This window comes from Streptomyces sp. NPDC059080, from assembly GCF_042739975.1.
Taxonomy (GTDB): Bacteria; Actinomycetota; Actinomycetes; order Streptomycetales; family Streptomycetaceae; genus Streptomyces; species Streptomyces benahoarensis.
This window is the reverse complement of record NZ_JBHYGX010000007.1, coordinates 177,258-195,144: the sequence shown is the minus strand read 5'-3', so window position 1 is coordinate 195,144 and position 17,887 is coordinate 177,258. Positions and strand designations below refer to the sequence as shown.

Genomic DNA, 17,887 nt, shown 5'->3' with positions numbered 1-17,887 from the left:
GAAATCGATCCGCCTGAGCGGTAAGGTCTCGGTCCTCGCCGGGACGGACGCGCTGATCGCACCGCCCCTCCGGAGCACGCTACAGGCTCGGGAACGTCCGCCGGTCCGAGCGGACCGGTCATCAAACCTTCCGGCCGCCCCGCGTCGCAAGTTGACCATCGGCGGACCACATCAGGCCGCCCGTGTGGCATCGGGCACAACCGTCACGGAACGGGCACACAGCTTGACGTGTCACTGCCCTGGGGCAGACTTGGCTGCGAATCACCAGATTTGATCGCCATACGTGCGGGCACTGTGCCGAGGGGGAAGCGGAACGATGAGCCAGGACGGCGCTCAGGGCCCATACGAGGGCCGTGCGGTCGGCGGGGGACGTTACCAGCTTCGTGACCTTCTCGGCGAGGGCGGCATGGCGGCCGTCCACCTCGCCTACGACAGCGTCCTCGACCGCGAGGTCGCGATCAAGACCCTGCACAGCGAACTCGGCCGTGAGCAGGCATTTCGCGAACGCTTCCGGCGCGAGGCGCAGTCCGTCGCGAAGCTGGCGCACACCAACATCGTCTCGGTCTTCGACTCCGGTGAGGACGAGCTCGACGGCGCCATGGTGCCGTACATCGTCATGGAGTACGTCTCCGGTCAGCCGCTCCGCTCGGAGCTGGACGACGACATGGCCCAGCATGGCGCGATGCCGACCCAGAAGGCGCTGAAGATCACAGCCGATGTGCTCGCCGCGCTGGAGGTGAGCCATGAGATGGGTCTGGTCCACCGGGACATCAAGCCGGGCAACGTCATGCTGACCAAGCGCAACGTCGTCAAGGTCATGGACTTCGGCATCGCCCGCGCCATGCAGTCCGGTGTGACATCGATGACACAGACCGGCATGGTCGTCGGCACCCCGCAGTACCTCTCGCCGGAGCAGGCGCTGGGCCGCAGCGTGGACGCCCGCTCCGACCTCTACTCCGTCGGCATCATGCTCTTCGAGCTGCTCACCGGGCAGCTGCCGTTCGACGCGGACTCCCCGCTCGCCATCGCGTACGCGCATGTGCAGGAGGAGCCGCCGCTCCCGTCGAGCATCAACCGGTCGGTGCCCCCGGCGGTCGACGCGCTGGTCGCCCGGGCGCTGAAGAAGAACCCCAATGAGCGGTTCCCGACCGCCGAAGCGATGCAGGACGAGTGTCTGCGGATCGCCGGGTCCGCGCAGTCCGGCGGTTCGCCGCTGATCATCAGCGAGGGCCCCCGGGCGCGCACCAGCGGCTCGTCCGTCTCCTCCGCGGTCTTCCCGTCCGCGACCGGCACCCCGCACACCCCCGCGCCGCCGCATGTGCAGCAGCCGTACCAGCCGACGCAGAACGCCGGGTACGGCCCGGCGACGCCGCCGCCGGTGAACAACGCCTTCCCGGCCCCGGCACCCGGCCCCGCGCCGTACAACGCGGGCGGGTACCCGACCCCGGCGCCTGCCCCGGCACCGTTCACTCCGCCGCCGGTGGCACCGACGATGCCCCCGGCGAACGGCGGACCGCCGCCGCGCAAGAACAACACCCCGGTGGTCGTCGTCGCGACGATCATGGGTGTGGTGGTGGTGACCGCCATCGCGATCGCCATCGGTCTGAGCGCCGGCAACGACAACAGCAACAGCAAGGGCTCCACGAGCGACGATTCGACGTCTGCGTACTCCGCCCCCGAGCCCACGTCGCCGAAGGTCAGCACCCGGCCCGAGGACAAGTCCGCGACGGTCCTGTCCAGCCTGTGCACCAACCCCTCGCACCCCTACGGCGAGAAGCAAAAGATCTACGTCCCCTCCTTCCTGTTCCGGAACCTGGGCTCGGTGAAGGAGTGCATGGACGCGGCGGGCTGGAAGTACACCGTCAAGGAGGTGAACGAGGTTCTCTGGGGGAAGAACACCGTCACCAAGCAGGAGCCGAGCGGCTTCAGCTCCTGGGACCCGGACGGCGGTCAGCCGCTGGAGATCACGGTCTCGACGGGCCGCAGCGACTGATCCACCGGCTGCACAGACGCCGAGGGCCGGGCACACGGAGTGTGTGCCCGGCCCTTCGTGGTTCCTCGGCCCCTGCGGCGCCGCCGCTCAGAGGTAGGGGCCGCTCAGAGGTAGGGGCCGGAGCGTGCGCCGCCGTGGCCGGGCTCATCGCCCTCCTCGGCGGAGGCGCCGGGCGGCAGCGCGCGCCGCATCGTCTCCAGCTGGGCGCGGGCGGACATCTGCTGGGCGAACAGCGCGGTCTGGATGCCGTGGAACAGCCCTTCCAGCCAGCCGACCAACTGGGCCTGTGCGATGCGGAGTTCCGCTTCGGTGGGCACCGACTCGTCGGTGAACGGCAGGGACAGCCGCTCCAGCTCCTCGACCAGCTCGGGTGCGAGCCCGTCCTCCAGCTCCTTCACCGAGCTGGCGTGGATCTCCTTGAGGCGGACCCGGCTGGCCTCGTCGAGCGGCGCGGCCTTCACCTCTTCCAGCAGCTGCTTGATCATGCTGCCGATCCGCATGACCTTGGCGGGCTGCTCGACCATGTCCGTCACCGGCGTCTCCCGGGACTCCCCGTCGCCCCCGCCGCCGGAGGCGGCGCTGCCCAGCGCCATGCCGTCCGGGCCGACTACCAGGACGTGCTGGTTCTCCTGCGACCGTTCGTTCATCGGCATATCCATACCGCCATTCTCTCGTACACGGGTACGCCGGAGGCGGTGACCCCATCGGGCTGCGACGGGGCGCGGGCGGGCTGGCGGCTGGGCCCGGTGGCTCCTTCGGAGGCGGGCCGGTGGCCGGAGGCGGGCCGCCGATGGCGTTTCACGTGAAACGGCGTACGGGCCGGGCCGCCGGGTCAGCCGCGCCGCAGCCGGAGGGCGAGGAAGGCCAGCCCCAGACCGGTGAGCGTCATGCCCGCGCCCATCGGGAGCACCCGCTCGGCGTGGGTGCCCGTCCCGGCGAAGGGGTACGAGCTGTCGTTGGCCGGCGATTCGGCCTGGGGGTCCGGCGCCTGCTGGTCGTCCGCCTCCCGGGCCGTCCGGTTCCCCGGCGCGAGCGTCTCCTCCGCCGGGACCACCTGCGGTACGGCGGCGGGCACCCGCTTCGGGCGGTGCGGCGAGGCGGCGGGGTGCCGGTGCGCGGTGTGGCGGTGTGACGGTGCGGCCTCGCGGGACGGGGCGGCGGCCTTGGCCGGACGGACTTCCGGGGCGCGGTGCGGTGCGGCCGCATGAGAGGCGTGCGGGACCGGGGGGTGGGGGGCGGCGGCCGGCGCGGGGGCGGGCGGGGGCGGGGTGGGCGCGACGGGGGCGGATGGCCGGTGCGGCTTACGCGGCGGTACATGCGGCCGTGGCGGGCCGACCGTGCTCCTGGCGGGATGGTGTGGCCGGAGCCCCCCGCCGGGCAGCATGTTGCTGCCCGGCAGATCGGCGAAGTCCGATGCGAGGTCCCCGATACCGGCGATCCCGAAGGCGCCGGTGAGGCCGAGCGGGCCGGAACCCTCGCCCCAACGGTGCCGGTGGTCGGAGAGCCGCGGGTCCCGGATGTCGGACGCCTCGGGCGCGAGAGCCCGGGCCGTACGAAGCGCTCCCTGCCCCAGGGGTGCGGGTGCGGCCGCATGGGCCGTCGCCGTGCCGAGCGCCAGGGAGAAGGGCAGCGCCACCGTGACCAGCAGCAGGCCGGTGGGGATACGCGTAGGGAACCGAGCCACGGATGTGCCCCTCCCGTGCCGAGCCGCCATGTGACCTACTCAGCGTCACATGGCGCCACCATTCCGGCATCTCGGGCGGGCTATGCGGGGGAGGTGAGCGGCGAGGGGGTGGGCCGGGTGGTGGCAGCCGGGTGGCCGCGGCCGAGGGGCGGGGGGAGCGGCGGCCGGAGAACGAGCGGGCGGCGGTCAGGTGGCGGCCGGAGGGCGCGCGGGGCGGCAGCAGATTGGCGGCCGGGCGGTGGCCAGATCGCGGCGGCCGGAGGGCGGGCGGGGCGCTCGCCCTGGCATCCGGCCACCCGGCGCCCGGCGCCCGGCTTCGACATCCGCGCCGGGGCCTCGGCGCGGCGCCGGCCTCGCCGCCGCCCGTCTCCGTAGCCCTCAGACCGTCAGGATGACCTTGCCGACGTGGCTGCTCGCGTCGACCACACGGTGGGCCTCGGCAGCATCCGCCATCGGGAGGGTGCGGTCGACGACCGGGCGGACCTGACCGTTGCCGATCAGCGGCCAGACGTGTTCGCGTACCGCCGCCACGATCGCGGCCTTCTCCTGCAACGGGCGGGCACGCAGTCCCGCAGCGGTGATCGCGGCGCGCTTGGCCAGCAGGGCGCCGATGTTCAGCTCCGCCTTCACCCCGCCCTGCATACCGATGATGGCGAGGCGGCCATTGACGGCCAGCGCCTTCACGTTCCGCTCCAGATACTTCGCGCCGACGATGTCGAGGATGACATCGGCGCCCTTGCCGTCGGTGGCCTCGCGCACCTCCGCCACGAAGTCCTGCTGGTGGTAGTCGATGAGCACATCGGCCCCCAACTCCGCACAGCGCGCCAGCTTTTCGGCGCTGCCCGCGGTGACCGCGACGCGGGCGCCGACCGCCTTGGCGAGTTGGATCGCCATGGTGCCGATCCCGCTGGATCCGCCGTGCACCAGCAGCGTCTCGCCGGGACGCAGGTGGGCGATCATGAAGACGTTCGACCACACGGTGCAGGCGACCTCGGGCAGTGCGGCGGCCGTCACCAGATCGAGGCCGTCCGGCAGCGGCAGCACCTGACCGGCCGGGACCGCCACCTTCTCCGCGTAACCGCCACCGGCCAGCAGCGCGCACACCTCGTCGCCGACCGCCCAGCCGTGCACCCCCGGGCCGAGAGCCGTGATCCGGCCCGCGCACTCCAGCCCGGGATACGGCGAGGAGCCGGGCGGCGGGTCGTAGAAGCCCTGTCGCTGCAACAGATCGGCGCGGTTGACGGCGCTCGCCGCGACGTCGATCAGGACCTCGCCCTCGGCGGGCTGCGGATCGGGCACCTCGGCCCAGACAAGGGCGTCGGGGCCACCGGGTTCGGGAATGGTGATCGCTCGCATGGCCGCGAGGCTACTCGCCGGAGATGCCCGCAGCGACGGTGCGCGCGCCGCCGACGCCCGTACGGCCCCCCGAAGGAGTGCCGCACGACGAACCGCTCGGCCTGTTTCACGTGAAACAGGCCGAGCGGTAAGAGAGTTGACAAGCCCTCCGGCCCACCGTGTTTCACGTGAAACGGCTCGTTTCACGTGAAACGAGCCGGATCACGGGCCGGGGGGGCGGCCGGAGGGTGCGCGGTCAGTCGTCGGCGCGGCGCATCGAGGAGACACCGGAGCCCGGCAGCGGCGGCATGGGTGCGCGGGACTTGCCCGGCAGCTCGCCTTCCTCGGCGGCAGCGGCGCGAACGATCGTGATCAGCCGGTCGGCGGCCTGCAGCGGGCTGGCCGCCGGGTCGTCGTATCCGAGGAGCCGATGGCCGCGCAGCACGGAGACGACCAGGTCATCGGTCTCCCGCACGGACTTGCCGACCTCGGACTTCACGACCGGGCGCTCGACCAGGTCGAGGCCGCTGCCCTGCTGGATGAGGTCCTCCATGACCGTTCCGGCGCTGGGACTGTGGACGGAGAGGCCCAGCAGCCGGCCGGCGGCGCTGGCCGAGGTGATCACGGAGTCGGCGCCGGACTGCCGCAGCAACGGGGCGTTCTCCTCCTCCCGGACCGCGGCGACGATGTTGGCCTTCTTGTTCAGTTGCCGCGCGGTCAGCGCGACCAGCACGGCGGTGTCGTCGCGCTGGGTGGCGATGACCACCTGGAGTGCGCGCTGGATCTCCGCACGGACCAACACATCGCTACGGGTGGCGTCGCCGACCACGCCCACGAACCCCTCGGCGACGGCGGAGTCGATCACCTTCGGGCTCGGGTCGACGATGACGATGCGCTCACGGGTCAGGCCGGTGGCGCAGAGGGTCTGGACGGCGGACCGGCCCTTGGTGCCGAATCCGACGACGACGGTGTGGTCACGCAAGGTTTTTCTCCAGCGTTTCAGTTGCCACTGCTCACGGGTGCGTTCCGTCAGCACCTCCAGTGTGGTGCCGACCAGGATGATCAGAAAGAGCACCCGCAGCGGCGTGATCAGCACGATGTTCAGCAGCCGTGCGCTGTCGCCGTACGGGACGATGTCGCCGTAACCGGTGGTGGAGAGCGTGACGGTGGCGTAGTAGACGCAGTCGAGGAAGTCGACCGTGCCGTTGGCGCTGTCGTGGTACTCGTCGCGGTCTATCCAGACGATGAAGACCGTCGCGATGAGAACGAGCAGTGCCATCAGGAGCCGTCTGGCGACCTGTCGTATCGGCTCCACGGGTGTCCGGCGTGGCAGCAGGACCCGGTGGGAGTTCTCCTCGGGGACCTCACGCGCCGCGGCGTCGTAGGAGGGGAGCTTCACGCGGCGCCTCCGGTCGGGGGTGCGGAAAAGGTGGAGCGTACGGGACGGCCGCCGCCGGGGTGTGCGCCGGGTCCGTATGGCGGTCCGGCGCCCTCCGGGTCACGCGCCGCGCTGCCCGGGGACCAGGGCAGCTCCAGCACGTCGACCAGGTCGCCGCGGTCGGCGCCGCCCGGCGGGACGACGGCCAGCGCGTCGGCGGCGGCGATACCGCGCAGCATGGCCGGCCCGTGGAACGGCAGCGGCGTCGCGGTGCGGCCGTGGCGCGGGTCGTCGCGGTAGGCGACCGGAACGAGCCGGGTGTCGTGCGGGTGCCCGTCCACCGCCGCGCCCAGCGGGGTGCGGGAGGGCGCCGCGGGCGGGCGGGCGGCGAGGGTTCGCAGCAGCGGCTGGGCCAGGGTCAGCAGACCGGAGACCGCGGCGAGCGGATTGCCGGGCAGCCCCACGAGATACCGGTCCGGGGCGATCCTGGCCAGCAGCATGGGATGGCCCGGACGTACCGCCACGCCGTCGACCAGCACCTCGGCGCCGATGCGGCGCAGGGCCGGGTGGACGTGGTCGACGGGGCCCGACGCGGTACCGCCGGTGGTGAGGACGACATCGGCAGTGGAGCCGGTGATCGCCGTGTGGAGGGCGTCGGCGTCGTCACCGAGCGGCCATGGCGCGCTGACGTCGGCGCCCAGCGCCCGCAGCCAGGGCCCGAGCATCGGCCCGAGAGCGTCCCGGATGCGGCCTTCCCGTGGCAGCCCGTGCCGGAGCAGTTCATCGCCCAGGACCAGCACCTCGACGCGGGGCCGGGGGTAGGTCGTCAGCCGGTCGTACCCGGCGGCCGCGGCCAGCCCGAGAACGGCGGGCGTCACCGGCACACCGGTCGGCAGCAGCGGTTCGCCGCGGCCGCATTCCTGGCCGCGGGGGCGGATGTCCTGGCCGAGCCGCACCGCACGCGGCGCGGCGAGCCGGGCCCGACCGTCACCCCGGTCGTGGACCTCACCGTGCTCACTGCGCAGCACCGCGGTGGCACCGTCCGGTACCCGCGCCCCGGTGGCGATGGCGACGGCATGCCCGTCCGCCAGCGTCGTGGCGGCGTGCCCGGCAAGGATCCCGCGGTCGTCTCCCGTAGCGCGGTCGAGGTCCCAGGGGCCGGGACCGGAGACGGCCCAGCCGTCCATGGCCGAGGTGTCGAACGGGGGCAGATCGGTCAGCGCGGTGAGCGGCTCCGCCAACGTCCGCCCCAGCGCGTCCCCCGGCTCGGAGGGTTCCGGAGGCCGGGGGCCGTCGGCCGCCCGTGCGGCTCGCTTCCGGGCGAGCGGCCAAGGGGTGGGACCGTCTGTGTGGTCCTCCGGACGCGCGTCCCTGGCGGCGTTCCCGGAGCACACGTTCCCGGCGGGGCCGGAGGGGTGCCTGTGCCGCTCGGTCCGGGGGTGCGCGTGCTCGGCGGGGCCCATGGGACCGTCGTCGGGGTCGGTACGCGCGTCGCGGGCAGGACCGGAGCCCGATGTCCCGGCGCCGGGGCCCACACCACTGGAGGCCAGGCCACTTCCCGCCGCCGAGGACGCGGCGCCGCCCGGTGCCACGCCGTCAGGCGACGTACCGAAGCCACTGCGCCCCGTCGCCCCAGAATCGGACGCGCCGGAACCCCCGCTCCCCGCCCGGCCGGTCCCCACCGTGCCAAGCGCCATCGGGCCGAGGACCGCCGCCCAGGAGTCCAAGGGACCGGCGCCGCCAGGACCGGCGGTCGCGGCGACCGTCGCCCTGGAGGCCGCGCGGGAAGCCGCGACCCCGCATTCCGCCGGAACGGGGTCTCCGGAGCCATGCGCTCCGACCGTCTCCCGCTCCGCCGCAGCACGCCGCACCGCACCGGGTTCTCCCACCAGCCGGGCGAGAAGATCCAGGTCCGGGGCCGGGGCCTGAGTCGCCGGCGCGGCGGGTGCCGGGGCCGGGGCCGGGGCCGGGGCCGGGGCCGGGGCCGACGGCAGGATCGGGTCCGGGCTCGGGCTCGGGGGCCCGGCCGCGTCAGAGCCAGGAGTCAGGGACCTGTCCGTCTCCCGGGCCTGCCTCGAAGCCCGGGAAGTGTCCATGGACCGGGCCCGCTTCGGAGCCGGGGCCGCGACCGGCTCGTCCCCGCCCGCCGCCGACGCCACCGTCACCGCCGGGCCTTCACCGGAGCCTGCCGCCCCGGCCGGGCCGGGTTCCTCCGCCCACGCGTCCCGATCGCCGTTGGCCACCGCGAGGGCGTCAGCGAAGGCGTCGTCAAAATCGCCCTCGGTCATGGGGCGGACTTCGGCTCGGGCCGCCCCGCGTCGCCGGAGGCGCTACCGCCGGAAGCGCCATCGTCGGAAGCGTTCTCCGCCACCCAGCGCTCGGCCAGCGCGGCGATCCTTCGGGACGCCTCCGCCACGTCGCCACCGCCTTCCTGACGGCCCGCCGCGTACCCGATCAGGAACGTCGTCAACGGCGCCGCCGGGCGGGCCACCCCGTGCGCCGCGTCACGGGCGAGGTCCAACAGCGTCGTGGTGTCGACGTCCAGTTCGATGCCCAGTTCGGCCTTGACCGCGGTGATCCATTCGTCCAACACGCCTCCATGCTCCCTGATCCGGGCCCGGGCCGCGCCGACGTCCTCCCAGCTGTCGCAGTCGAAGGACGCCGCGGCCGTCACGTCCTCGACGCGCTCCAGCGCCAGGGCGGCCGTCACCGCGCGCAGCGGCAGACCGGAGAGTGTGCCGTGCGCCGCGCGCAGCGCCGTCAACTCCCGGTACAGCGGGGCGCGTCGGTACGCCGCCACCAGCGGCTGATCGCGGCCCCCGGCGTCCCGCAGGACCGCGCCGTCCACACGGGCGGCGCCGTCGGCGGGTGCACCGGCCGCCGCCGCCAACAGCGCGCGCACCGTCGACGCGGTCAGAAAGGGCAGATCGGCGGCGAGGACCAGCACCGTCGGAGCGGTGGTGTGCCGCAGGCCCGCGTCCAGGGCGGCCAGCGGACCGCCGCCCGGTGGGTCCTCCCGGGCGTGCACCACCGTGCGGTCGGTCGGGCGCGTGGGGCCGACGACGACGGTCATCGCCGCGTCGGGGCAGGCGGCGAGCACCCGGTCGAGCAGCGAGCGGCCGCCGACGGAGAGCGCAGGCTTGTCCGCCCCACCGAGCCGACGGGCCGCGCCCCCGGCCAGGACGAGGGCGTCATGGACGGGGATGGCCTCGCGTGCCCCGGTGGCCCCGGGCGGCCGTCGCGTATCACTCACTCCCTGAGTATCGCCGGGTTGACGACGCTCACACCGCCCACCGCCCACCGGCCGCACCGGGCATGCACCGGAACACGCCACCCACAGGCCGCACCTGAGACGACCGGATACACCCCGCCCAGCTCAGCACCCCGGAACCAGGCGTCCCCGCCTCACCGCCCGGCACCGGAGGACGCCCCCGGATCGCCACCCCGGGGCCGGATCACACCACCCGGCCCCGGAGCGCGGTCTCACAACCCCCGCAACAGCACCGCCGGCTGCTCCACACAGTCCGCGACATAGCGCAGGAAGCCGCCGGACGTTCCGCCGTCGCACACCCGGTGGTCGAAGGTGAAGGACAGCTGGACGACCTGGCGTACCGCCAACTCGCCGTTGTGGACCCAGGGTTTGGGGGCTATCCGGCCCACTCCGAGCATCGCGGCCTCGGGGTGGTTGATGATCGGGGTGGAGCCGTCCACGCCGAAGACGCCGTAGTTGTTGAGGGTGAAGGTGCCGCGTGTCAGGTCGGCGAGCGACAGTCCGCCGGAGCGTGCGCTGTCCGTGAGCCGGGCGATCTCCGCGGACAGGCCCTCGACCGTACGGATGTGGGCGTCCCGCACCACCGGCACCACCAAGCCGCGGTCGGTCTGCGCGGCGAAGCCCAGATGGACCTCGGGGAGCCGGACGATCTCCTGGGTCTCGGTGTCGATCGTGGCGTTCAGCTCCGGGAAGCGCGCGAGCGCCGCCGTGCAGATACGGGCGAGCAGCGCCAGCAGCGACACCTTGGGGGCACCCGGGGCATTCATCGCCCGCCGGGCGGCGAGGAGTTCGGTGGCATCGGCGTCGACCCAGCAGGTGGCGTCCGGGATCTCCCGGCGGCTGCGGGTGAACTTCTCGGCCGCCGCCCCGCGCATCCCCCGCAGCGGTATCCGCTCGCCCTCGGCCCGGGACCGGCCGGTGGCCGTCACCGCTCCGGTGGCGGGACCGGTGGCCGCGGCGGCCGTGGCCTGCCGCTCCCGGACCGCGCGTTCGACGTCCGTCCGCAGGATGAGCCCGTGCCGCCCGGTGCCGTGCAGCGTGGCCAGATCCAGACCGTGTTCCCGGGCCATCCGGCGTACCAGCGGGGAGATGACCGCCACCGTACGGCTCGCCCCGGGCTCCTCGGGCTCTCCGGATTCCTCGGGTGCGGCGGTATCCGGCCGGGCGCCGGGACCGTGCGCCGCCGCGCCGTTCCCGGCGGCGCCACCGCCGCCACCAGGCCGGACGCGCCGCCGACGCGCCGCCGCGGCGCTCGTGCCGTAGCCGACCAGGACGTTCCCCGAGCCCTCACCGGACTCCGCAGGAACGGCCTCCTCCGACGGCGCGGGCACTGCCTCCGCAGCGGTGTCCGGAGACAGGTCCGCGGGCGCCTCCGCCGACGTGGATGCGCCGACGGCAACGGTGATCAGCGGCGCCCCGACCGGGAGATCGGTGCCCTCCTCCCCGAAGCGCGCGGTGACCACACCGCCGTACGGGCAGGGCACCTCGACCATCGCCTTGGCCGTCTCGACCTCGACGACCGGCTGATCGACCGAGACCACCTCGCCGATCTCGACCATCCACTGCACGATGGTGGCCTCGGTGAGGCCCTCCCCCAGGTCGGGCAGGGTGAATTCACGGACCACAGCCATCACTCGCCCCTCCCTTCGGTCCAGTCCGACTCCCACTGGAGGCGGGCGACGGTGTCGAGAATGCGGTCCACTCCAGGGAGATGATGCCTCTCCAGCATCGGTGGCGGATAGGGAATGTCGAATCCTGCCACCCGCAGGACCGGCGCCTCCAGATGGTGGAAACAGCGCTCCGTGATCCGCGCCGCGATCTCCCCTCCCGGACCGGCGAAACCGCTCGACTCATGGACGACGACCGCCCGCCCGGTGCGCCGCACCGACGCGCAGACCGTCTCGTCGTCGAACGGCATCAGCGACCGCAGATCGACGACCTCCAGATCCCACCCCTCGGCGCGCGCCGCCTCCGCCGCCTCCAGGCAGACCGGCAGCGACGGCCCGTACGTGATCAGCGTGGCGTCCGCGCCCCGGCGGCGCACCGCGGCGCGCCCCAGGGGCGGCACCTCACCGGGCGCCTCGGGCGACCAGTCGGCCTTGGACCAGTAGAGGCGCTTCGGTTCGAGGAAGACGACCGGGTCGTCGGAGGCGATGGCCGCGCGCAGCAGCCCGTACGCGTCCTCGACCGTGGCGGGCGTGACCACCTGGAGCCCCGGAGTCGCCAGGTAGTACGCCTCGGAGGCGTCACTGTGGTGCTCGACGCCGCCGATGCCGCCGCCGTACGGGATACGGATCGTCAGCGGCATCGGGAGGGCGCCGCGGGTGCGGTTGCGCATCTTGGCGACATGGCTCACCAGCTGCTCGAACGCCGGGTAGGCGAAGGCGTCGAACTGCATCTCGACGACCGGCCGCAGGCCGTACATGGCCATGCCGACCGCGGTGCCGAGGATGCCCGCCTCGGCGAGCGGTGTGTCCGTACAGCGGTCGTCGCCGAATTCGGCGGCCAGTCCGTCGGTGACGCGGAAGACGCCGCCCAGGGCGCCGACGTCCTCGCCCATCACGTGGACGGCCGGGTCCTCGGTCAGGGCGTCGCGCAACGCGCGGGTGAGCGCCTGCGCCATGGTGGCGGGCTTGCGCGCGGTGGCGGCGGTCGGGGTCATGGCCGGGCCTCCTGGGCGGGCTCGTCGGTGGCGGCTTCGGCAGCCAGTTCGGCGCGCAACTGGTCGGACTGCTGCCGGAGTTGGGTGGTCCGCTCGGCATAAACGTGGGTGAACAGGTCGTCCGGGTCGAGCGCCGGGTCCTGGTGCATCCGCTCGCGCAGGTCGGCCGCCATCTCCTCGGCGCCGTCCCGTGTCGCGGCGGTGAAGTCGTCGGTGAGCAGGCCCCGGGCGGTCAGCTCGCGCTCCATCAGGGCTATCGGGTCGTACGCCCGCCACGCCTCGACCTCGTCGGCGGTGCGGTAACGGGTGGCGTCGTCGGCGTTGGTGTGTGCGTCGACGCGGTAGGTGACGGCCTCGACGAGGGTGGGGCCGCCGCCCTCCCGGGCCCGGCGCACGGCCTCGGTGAGCACGCCGTGCACCGCCGGGGCGTCGTTGCCGTCCACCAGGCGGCCCGGCATGCCGTATCCGACGGCCTTGTGGGCCAGCGACGGCGCGGCGGTCTGCTTGGCGAGCGGGACGGAGATCGCGAAGCCGTTGTTCTGCACCAGGAAGACGACCGGCGCCTGCCAAACGGCGGCGAAGTTCAGCGCCTCGTGGAAATCGCCCTCGCTGGTGCCGCCGTCGCCCACCAGGGCGAGCGCGACCACGTCGTCGCCGCGAAGGCGCGCGGCGTGGGCCAGCCCGACGGCGTGCGGGAGCTGGGTGGCGAGCGGGGTGCACAGGGGGGCGATGCGGCAGACGCGGGGGTCGTAGCCCGTGTGCCAGTCGCCGCGCAGCAGGGTCAGCGCCTCGACCGGATCCAGGCCGCGGGCGACGGCGGCGAGGGTGTCGCGGTAGCTGGGGAAGAGCCAGTCCCGTTCCTGGAGGGCGAGCGCCGCCGCCACCTGGCACGCCTCCTGTCCGGTGGACGACGGGTAGACCGCGAGGCGCCCCTGGCGGGTGAGGGCGGTGGCCTGGGTGTTGTACCGGCGGCCCCGGACGAGCTGGACGTAGAGCCGCTTCAGGAGCGCGGCGTCGAGCTGCCGGGCGGCGTCCGTGCCGAGCACCCGGTGGGGTTCCGCATCGGGCAGGAGTGGCGCCGGGTCGACGCGGGGGTGCCAGGCGGGCGGCGGGCCGGGCAGGCCGCCCTTGCGCCTGCTGCTACCGGGCTGCTCAAGGACCGTCATGACGAGCACCTCCTCGAATCGAAGGGGTGGCGCGAAGCGCCTCGTGGGATGGGGGCGGACGCCGGATGGGCAGGATGAAACGGGTCGGGGCACCCAGTCCTTCCCTACCGATTGTTCGGTCGCCGATGCATTTTGGCTACAGGCGGGCCCAGCCTGTGGACAAACGGTTCTCCACAGCTTCAGATGAAGGCAGGGCGTCCATGAAGGGAAGGCGGGACCATATGCCGGACGAACAGATGGCCCATCCCGGCGCAGCGCCGTCGGGAGCGCCGGGACCGCCCCGTCCGCCCGCCCCGGCGGCGCCTCCGGCCCGCCCGCTGGACACCATCGACCGGTCGATCCTGCACATGCTGCAGACCGACGGACGCGCCTCGATACGGTCGGTCGCCGAGCGCGTCCATGTCTCGCGCGCCAATGCGTACGCACGCATCAACCGGCTGATCGACGACGGCGTGATACGCGGCTTCAGCGCCCGCGTCGACCAGGAACGGGCAGGTCAGGGCGCGTCCGCCTACATCACGCTGAAGATCGTCCAGAACTCCTGGCGCACCGTGCGCGAACAGCTCACCGCGCTGCCCGGCGCCTCGCACATCGCGCTGGTCAGCGGCGATTTCGATGTGCTGCTGCTGGTGCACACCAAGGACAACCGCGAGCTGCGGGAGCTGGTGCTGACCCGTATCCAGGCGATGCCGGAGGTGCTGAGCACCCGCACCCTGCTGGTCTTCGAGGAGACGGGTCTGGGCCCGCAGCCCCAGTGAGCGGACGTCCCGCGGCCCGCCCTCGTCAGGACGTCCGCAGCCCCGCGAAGGCCGTACGGACAACGGCTTCGGCGACCTCGTCCCGGCCGGCGCCGCGTCCGGGGCGGTACCACTCGACGATCGAGTTGATCATGCCGAAGAGCAGCCGGGTCGCCAGCGGGATGTCGACGTCAGGGCGGAGATCACCGTCGGCGGCGGCCTCCTTCAGCAGCTCGGCGACCCGGTGGTCGAACTCGCGGCGACGCTCCATGGCCCACCGCTCGGTGTCGGTGTTGCCCCGCACCCGCAGCAGCAGCGTCACATAGGGCAGCTCGTCCAACAGCACCTCGGCCACGCGGCGGGTGACGTACTCCAGGCGCTCGATCGCCCGGCCACCGGTCGCGCCCGGCTCCTCCAGGACGCCGAAGAGGCCGTCCAGCGCACGGCTTATCGCCCGCCGCAGCAGCTCTTCCTTGCTGCGTACGTGGTGGTAGATCGAGGACTTGGAGATGCCCGCCGCCCGGGAGAGGTGCTCCATGGACGTGCCGTCGTACCCGCGCTCGATGAACACCTCGACGGCGACCGCGAGCAGCGAATCGGGCGTGTAGGTGTCGCGCTTGGCCATGGTCATGATTACAACACCCCTTCCGCCGCCCGCGCACGGCACCTCGGAAACCGGACGGCACCGACCGGCCGTTTCCGCAGGTGGCCGAGGTCTCGCGGAATTTGCGCCGGGCGCCCCGGACCGGCCCCACGTGGGCGAGCGCCGGCCGCCCGCCCGACAACTTCCCCGTACGGGCGGACGCCGCGCGCCGTACACCGCCCGGCACTTCCCGGCCGAGTTTTCCACAGGCTCACCGGATCCCCTTGCCCCGACCGATCGTTCGGTTACTCTAACTCCGTTACCCCGTCCGCCCAGCCTTTGCGCTCCGCTTTCCTGTTCACCCTTCGCCCGGTTCGACGAGGAGTTGGTCTTCGATGGCCGCCGACATGACCCCCGCGCAGTTGACCGAGAAGCACCGCCCGACGCTCGATACGGCGCTGGAGACGATCCGCACCCGCGCCTACTGGTCGCCCCACCCCGAGCACCCCAAGGCGTACGGCGAGACGGCGGCGCCGGACGGCCTCGCCGCCTTCGAGGCGCTGCGCGGCACCCGCTTCGCCCTCGACCAGCCCGGGACCGACGACTGGGTCGGCGAGGAAGTCTCCCCGTACGGGCCGGAGTTGGGCATCACGTACCCGCACCCCGACCCTGATGTGCTGCTGCCCGCGATGCGCGCGGCGCTGCCGGTCTGGCGGGACGCGGGTCCCGAGACGCGGGCGGCCGTCTGCCTGGAGATCCTGTCCCGGATCAGCGCCCGCACCCATGAGTTCGCCCAGGCCGTGATGCACACCAGCGGGCAGGCGTTCATGATGGCGTTCCAGGCCGGCGGGCCGCACGCCCAGGACCGCGGCCTGGAGGCGGTGGCGTACGCGTACGCCGAGCAGGCGCGCGTCCCGGAGCAGGCGCCCTGGTCGAAGCCGCAGGGCAAGCGCGACCCGCTGGAGCTGACCAAGTCGTTCACCGCCGTGCCGCGCGGCGTGGCCCTGGTGATCGGCTGCAACACCTTCCCCACCTGGAACGGCTACCCCGGCCTCTTCGCCTCCCTGGCGACCGGCAACCCGGTACTGGTCAAGCCGCACCCGCGGGCCGTGCTCCCGCTGGCCCTGACGGTGCAGGTGGCCCGCGAGGTGCTCAGCGAGGCCGGGCTCCCCGCCGACCTGGTGTGCCTGGCGGTGGACCGCCCCGGCGAGGGCCTGGCCAAGACGCTGGCCGTCCGGCCGGAAGTCCGGATCATCGACTACACCGGCTCGACCGCCTTCGGCGACTGGCTGGAGACCAACGCCCGCCAGGCGCAGGTGTACACCGAAAAGGCCGGGGTCAACACCGTCGTCATCGAGTCGACCGACGACTACAAGGGCATGCTCGGCAACCTCGCCTTCTCCCTGTCCCTCTACAGCGGCCAGATGTGCACCACCCCGCAGAACCTCCTGATCCCCCGCGGCGGCATCACCACGGACGCCGGGCCCAAGTCGTACGACGAGGTGGTCACGGATCTGGCGGGCGCGGTCAGCGGGCTGCTCGGGGACGACGCCCGTGCCAACGCCCTGCTCGGGGCGCTGGTGAACCCGCAGGTCAAGGCACGTCTCGACGGCGCCGCCGAGCTGGGCGAGGTGGCGCTGGCCTCCCGGTCGGTGGCGCATCCGGAGTTCCCCGGGGCGACGGTACGCACCCCGGCGATCATCAAGCTGGACGGCGCGAAGCCGGAGTCTGAGGCGGTCTATCGGACGGAGTGCTTCGGCCCCGTCTCGTTCGCGGTGGCCGTCGACTCGGCGGACGACGCGGTGGCGCTGCTGCGGACCACGGTCCGGGAGCAAGGCGCCATGACGGTCGGCGCGTACACCACCTCACCCGAGGTGGAGCAGCAGGTGCAGGACGTCTGCCTGGAGGAGTGCGCCCAGCTGTCGCTCAATCTGACCGGTGGGGTCTATGTGAACCAGACCGCGGCGTTCTCCGACTTCCACGGCTCCGGCGGCAACCCGTCCGCCAACGCGGCCCTGTGCGACGGCGCGTTCGTCGCCAACCGCTTCCGGACGGTGGAGGTACGGCGACCGGCGTGAAACATGGCGGGCGGGGGCGGGCCGTCGGTGACGTTTCACGTGAAACGTCACGCCGGTCCGGGCCACCCGTCCGTGGCCCGCGCGCCGACGCCCCGGCCGGAGGCGCCGATCGCTTCCGGCCGGGGCGCCCGCGGCGCCGTCAGGGTGCGGCGGGCGGCTCGATGACGGCGTGACGGCCGATCCAGGCATGCATGGCGATGGCCGCGGCGGCGCCCGCGTTGATCGACCGCGTCGAGCCGAACTGTGCGATCGAGCAGACCACCGAGGCGTGACGCCGTGCCTCCTCCGTCAGCCCCGGGCCCTCCTGGCCGAAGAGCAGGACGCAGCGGCGCGGCAGCGCGGTGGTCTCCAGGGGCACCGCACCCGGGAGGTTGTCGATCCCGATGATCGGCAGCCCCTCGGCGGCGGCCCAGGCGGTCAGCTCCTCGGTGCCCGGGTGGTGACGGACGTGCTGGTAGCGGTCGGTCACCATCGCGCCGCGGCGGTTCCAGCGCCGCTGCCCGACGATGTGGACCTCCTTGGCCAGGAAGGCGTTGGCGGTCCGCACCACGGAGCCGATGTTGAAGTCGTGGCCCCAGTTCTCGACGGCGACATGGAAGTCATGGCGCCGGGTGTCGAGGTCCGCGACGATCGCCTCCCGCGTCCAGTAGCGGTAGCGGTCGACGACGTTGCGCCGGTCGCCCCCGGAGAGCAACTCCGGGTCGTACCAGTCGCCCTCCGGCCACGGCTCCAGGTGCGGCCCGACGCCGATCTTCGGGCCGTAACCCTCGTCGTACTGGAGCGGTTCGGCCACGGCGGACGGCTCCGCCACGGCCCCGGGGCCCTGCTCGGCCGGGGTGGTTCTCTCGCTGCTCACCCCACGAGCGTAGAACCCCGCCGAAGCGCTACGCACCGGCCGGGGGGGGGGGGGGGCCCGGCGGGGGGGCGCGCGCGCCCCGCGCCCCCCCCGCCCCCCCCCGGCGGGGGCGCGCGGGCGCGGCGGGGGCGGGCGGGGGGGCGC

14 protein-coding genes are annotated in these 17,887 nt (G+C 73.4%); 3 read left to right on the top strand and 11 right to left on the bottom strand.

From position 1 onward, the window contains the following. Positions 1-316 precede the first annotated feature (316 nt). Positions 317-1,993 (top strand): protein kinase, encoded by a 1,677-nt coding sequence (locus ACFWWQ_RS08320; RefSeq protein ID WP_384592086.1) that lies wholly within the window; start codon positions 317-319, stop codon positions 1,991-1,993. A 104-nt stretch (positions 1,994-2,097) separates the two neighbouring features. Here ACFWWQ_RS08320 and ACFWWQ_RS08315 read toward each other — a convergent pair whose 3' ends face one another. From ACFWWQ_RS08315 to pdhA, 9 genes are all read right to left on the bottom strand, one after another. Beyond that, on the bottom strand, positions 2,098-2,652 hold the full coding sequence (locus ACFWWQ_RS08315) for a bacterial proteasome activator family protein (RefSeq protein ID WP_384592083.1): 555 nt from the start codon (positions 2,650-2,652) through the stop codon (positions 2,098-2,100). A gap of 173 nt (positions 2,653-2,825) precedes the next feature. Further along, complete coding sequence (locus ACFWWQ_RS08310) at positions 2,826-3,677, bottom strand: hypothetical protein (RefSeq protein WP_384592080.1); 852 nt, start codon at positions 3,675-3,677, stop codon at positions 2,826-2,828. A 378-nt stretch (positions 3,678-4,055) separates the two neighbouring features. Then, positions 4,056-5,033, bottom strand: coding sequence for an NAD(P)H-quinone oxidoreductase (locus ACFWWQ_RS08305; RefSeq protein ID WP_143941110.1), 978 nt, complete (start codon positions 5,031-5,033; stop codon positions 4,056-4,058). Positions 5,034-5,268: 235 nt separating this feature from the next. Continuing rightward, a complete protein-coding gene (locus ACFWWQ_RS08300; protein ID WP_384592076.1) occupies positions 5,269-6,411 on the bottom strand; it encodes a potassium channel family protein in 1,143 nt (380 codons plus the stop codon). Then, positions 6,408-7,631 carry a molybdopterin molybdotransferase MoeA gene (locus ACFWWQ_RS08295; protein ID WP_384592073.1) on the bottom strand — a complete coding sequence of 408 codons (1,224 nt, stop codon included), beginning with the start codon at positions 7,629-7,631 and terminating at the stop codon, positions 6,408-6,410. Before ACFWWQ_RS08295 ends, ACFWWQ_RS08300 begins: the two co-directional genes overlap by 4 nt. Positions 7,632-8,674: 1,043 nt before the next feature. Continuing rightward, on the bottom strand, positions 8,675-9,643 hold the full coding sequence (locus ACFWWQ_RS08290; RefSeq protein WP_384592070.1) for an NTP transferase domain-containing protein: 969 nt from the start codon (positions 9,641-9,643) through the stop codon (positions 8,675-8,677). 230 nt (positions 9,644-9,873) lie between these two features. Continuing rightward, the gene (locus ACFWWQ_RS08285) at positions 9,874-11,292 is read right to left on the bottom strand and encodes a dihydrolipoamide acetyltransferase family protein (RefSeq protein WP_384592067.1); all 1,419 of its coding nucleotides are present in this window, start codon (positions 11,290-11,292) and stop codon (positions 9,874-9,876) included. After that, positions 11,292-12,323, bottom strand: coding sequence for an alpha-ketoacid dehydrogenase subunit beta (locus tag ACFWWQ_RS08280; RefSeq protein WP_384592064.1), 1,032 nt, complete (start codon positions 12,321-12,323; stop codon positions 11,292-11,294). Before ACFWWQ_RS08280 ends, ACFWWQ_RS08285 begins: the two co-directional genes overlap by 1 nt. Then, a complete protein-coding gene (gene pdhA / locus ACFWWQ_RS08275) occupies positions 12,320-13,489 on the bottom strand; it encodes a pyruvate dehydrogenase (acetyl-transferring) E1 component subunit alpha (RefSeq protein WP_384592060.1) in 1,170 nt (389 codons plus the stop codon). The genes ACFWWQ_RS08280 and pdhA overlap by 4 nt, the downstream gene beginning before the upstream one ends. Positions 13,490-13,710: 221 nt before the next feature. Between pdhA and ACFWWQ_RS08270 the strand changes: the two genes are divergently transcribed. Beyond that, entirely contained in the window at positions 13,711-14,247 is a 537-nt protein-coding gene (locus ACFWWQ_RS08270) for an Lrp/AsnC family transcriptional regulator (RefSeq protein WP_384592057.1), read from the top strand. A gap of 25 nt (positions 14,248-14,272) precedes the next feature. On the opposite strand, the gene ACFWWQ_RS08265 is transcribed toward ACFWWQ_RS08270, so the two are convergent. After that, complete coding sequence (locus ACFWWQ_RS08265; protein WP_345089156.1) at positions 14,273-14,857, bottom strand: TetR/AcrR family transcriptional regulator; 585 nt, start codon at positions 14,855-14,857, stop codon at positions 14,273-14,275. Between the two features lie 347 nt (positions 14,858-15,204). Here ACFWWQ_RS08265 and paaN point away from each other — a divergent pair, with 347 nt between their 5' ends. After that, positions 15,205-16,887 carry a phenylacetic acid degradation protein PaaN gene (gene paaN / locus ACFWWQ_RS08260; RefSeq protein ID WP_384592054.1) on the top strand — a complete coding sequence of 561 codons (1,683 nt, stop codon included), beginning with the start codon at positions 15,205-15,207 and terminating at the stop codon, positions 16,885-16,887. A gap of 139 nt (positions 16,888-17,026) precedes the next feature. Here the strand turns inward: paaN and ACFWWQ_RS08255 are convergent, their stop codons facing one another. Then, positions 17,027-17,743 (bottom strand): TrmH family RNA methyltransferase, encoded by a 717-nt coding sequence (locus tag ACFWWQ_RS08255; RefSeq protein ID WP_384592051.1) that lies wholly within the window; start codon positions 17,741-17,743, stop codon positions 17,027-17,029. Positions 17,744-17,887 lie beyond the last annotated feature (144 nt).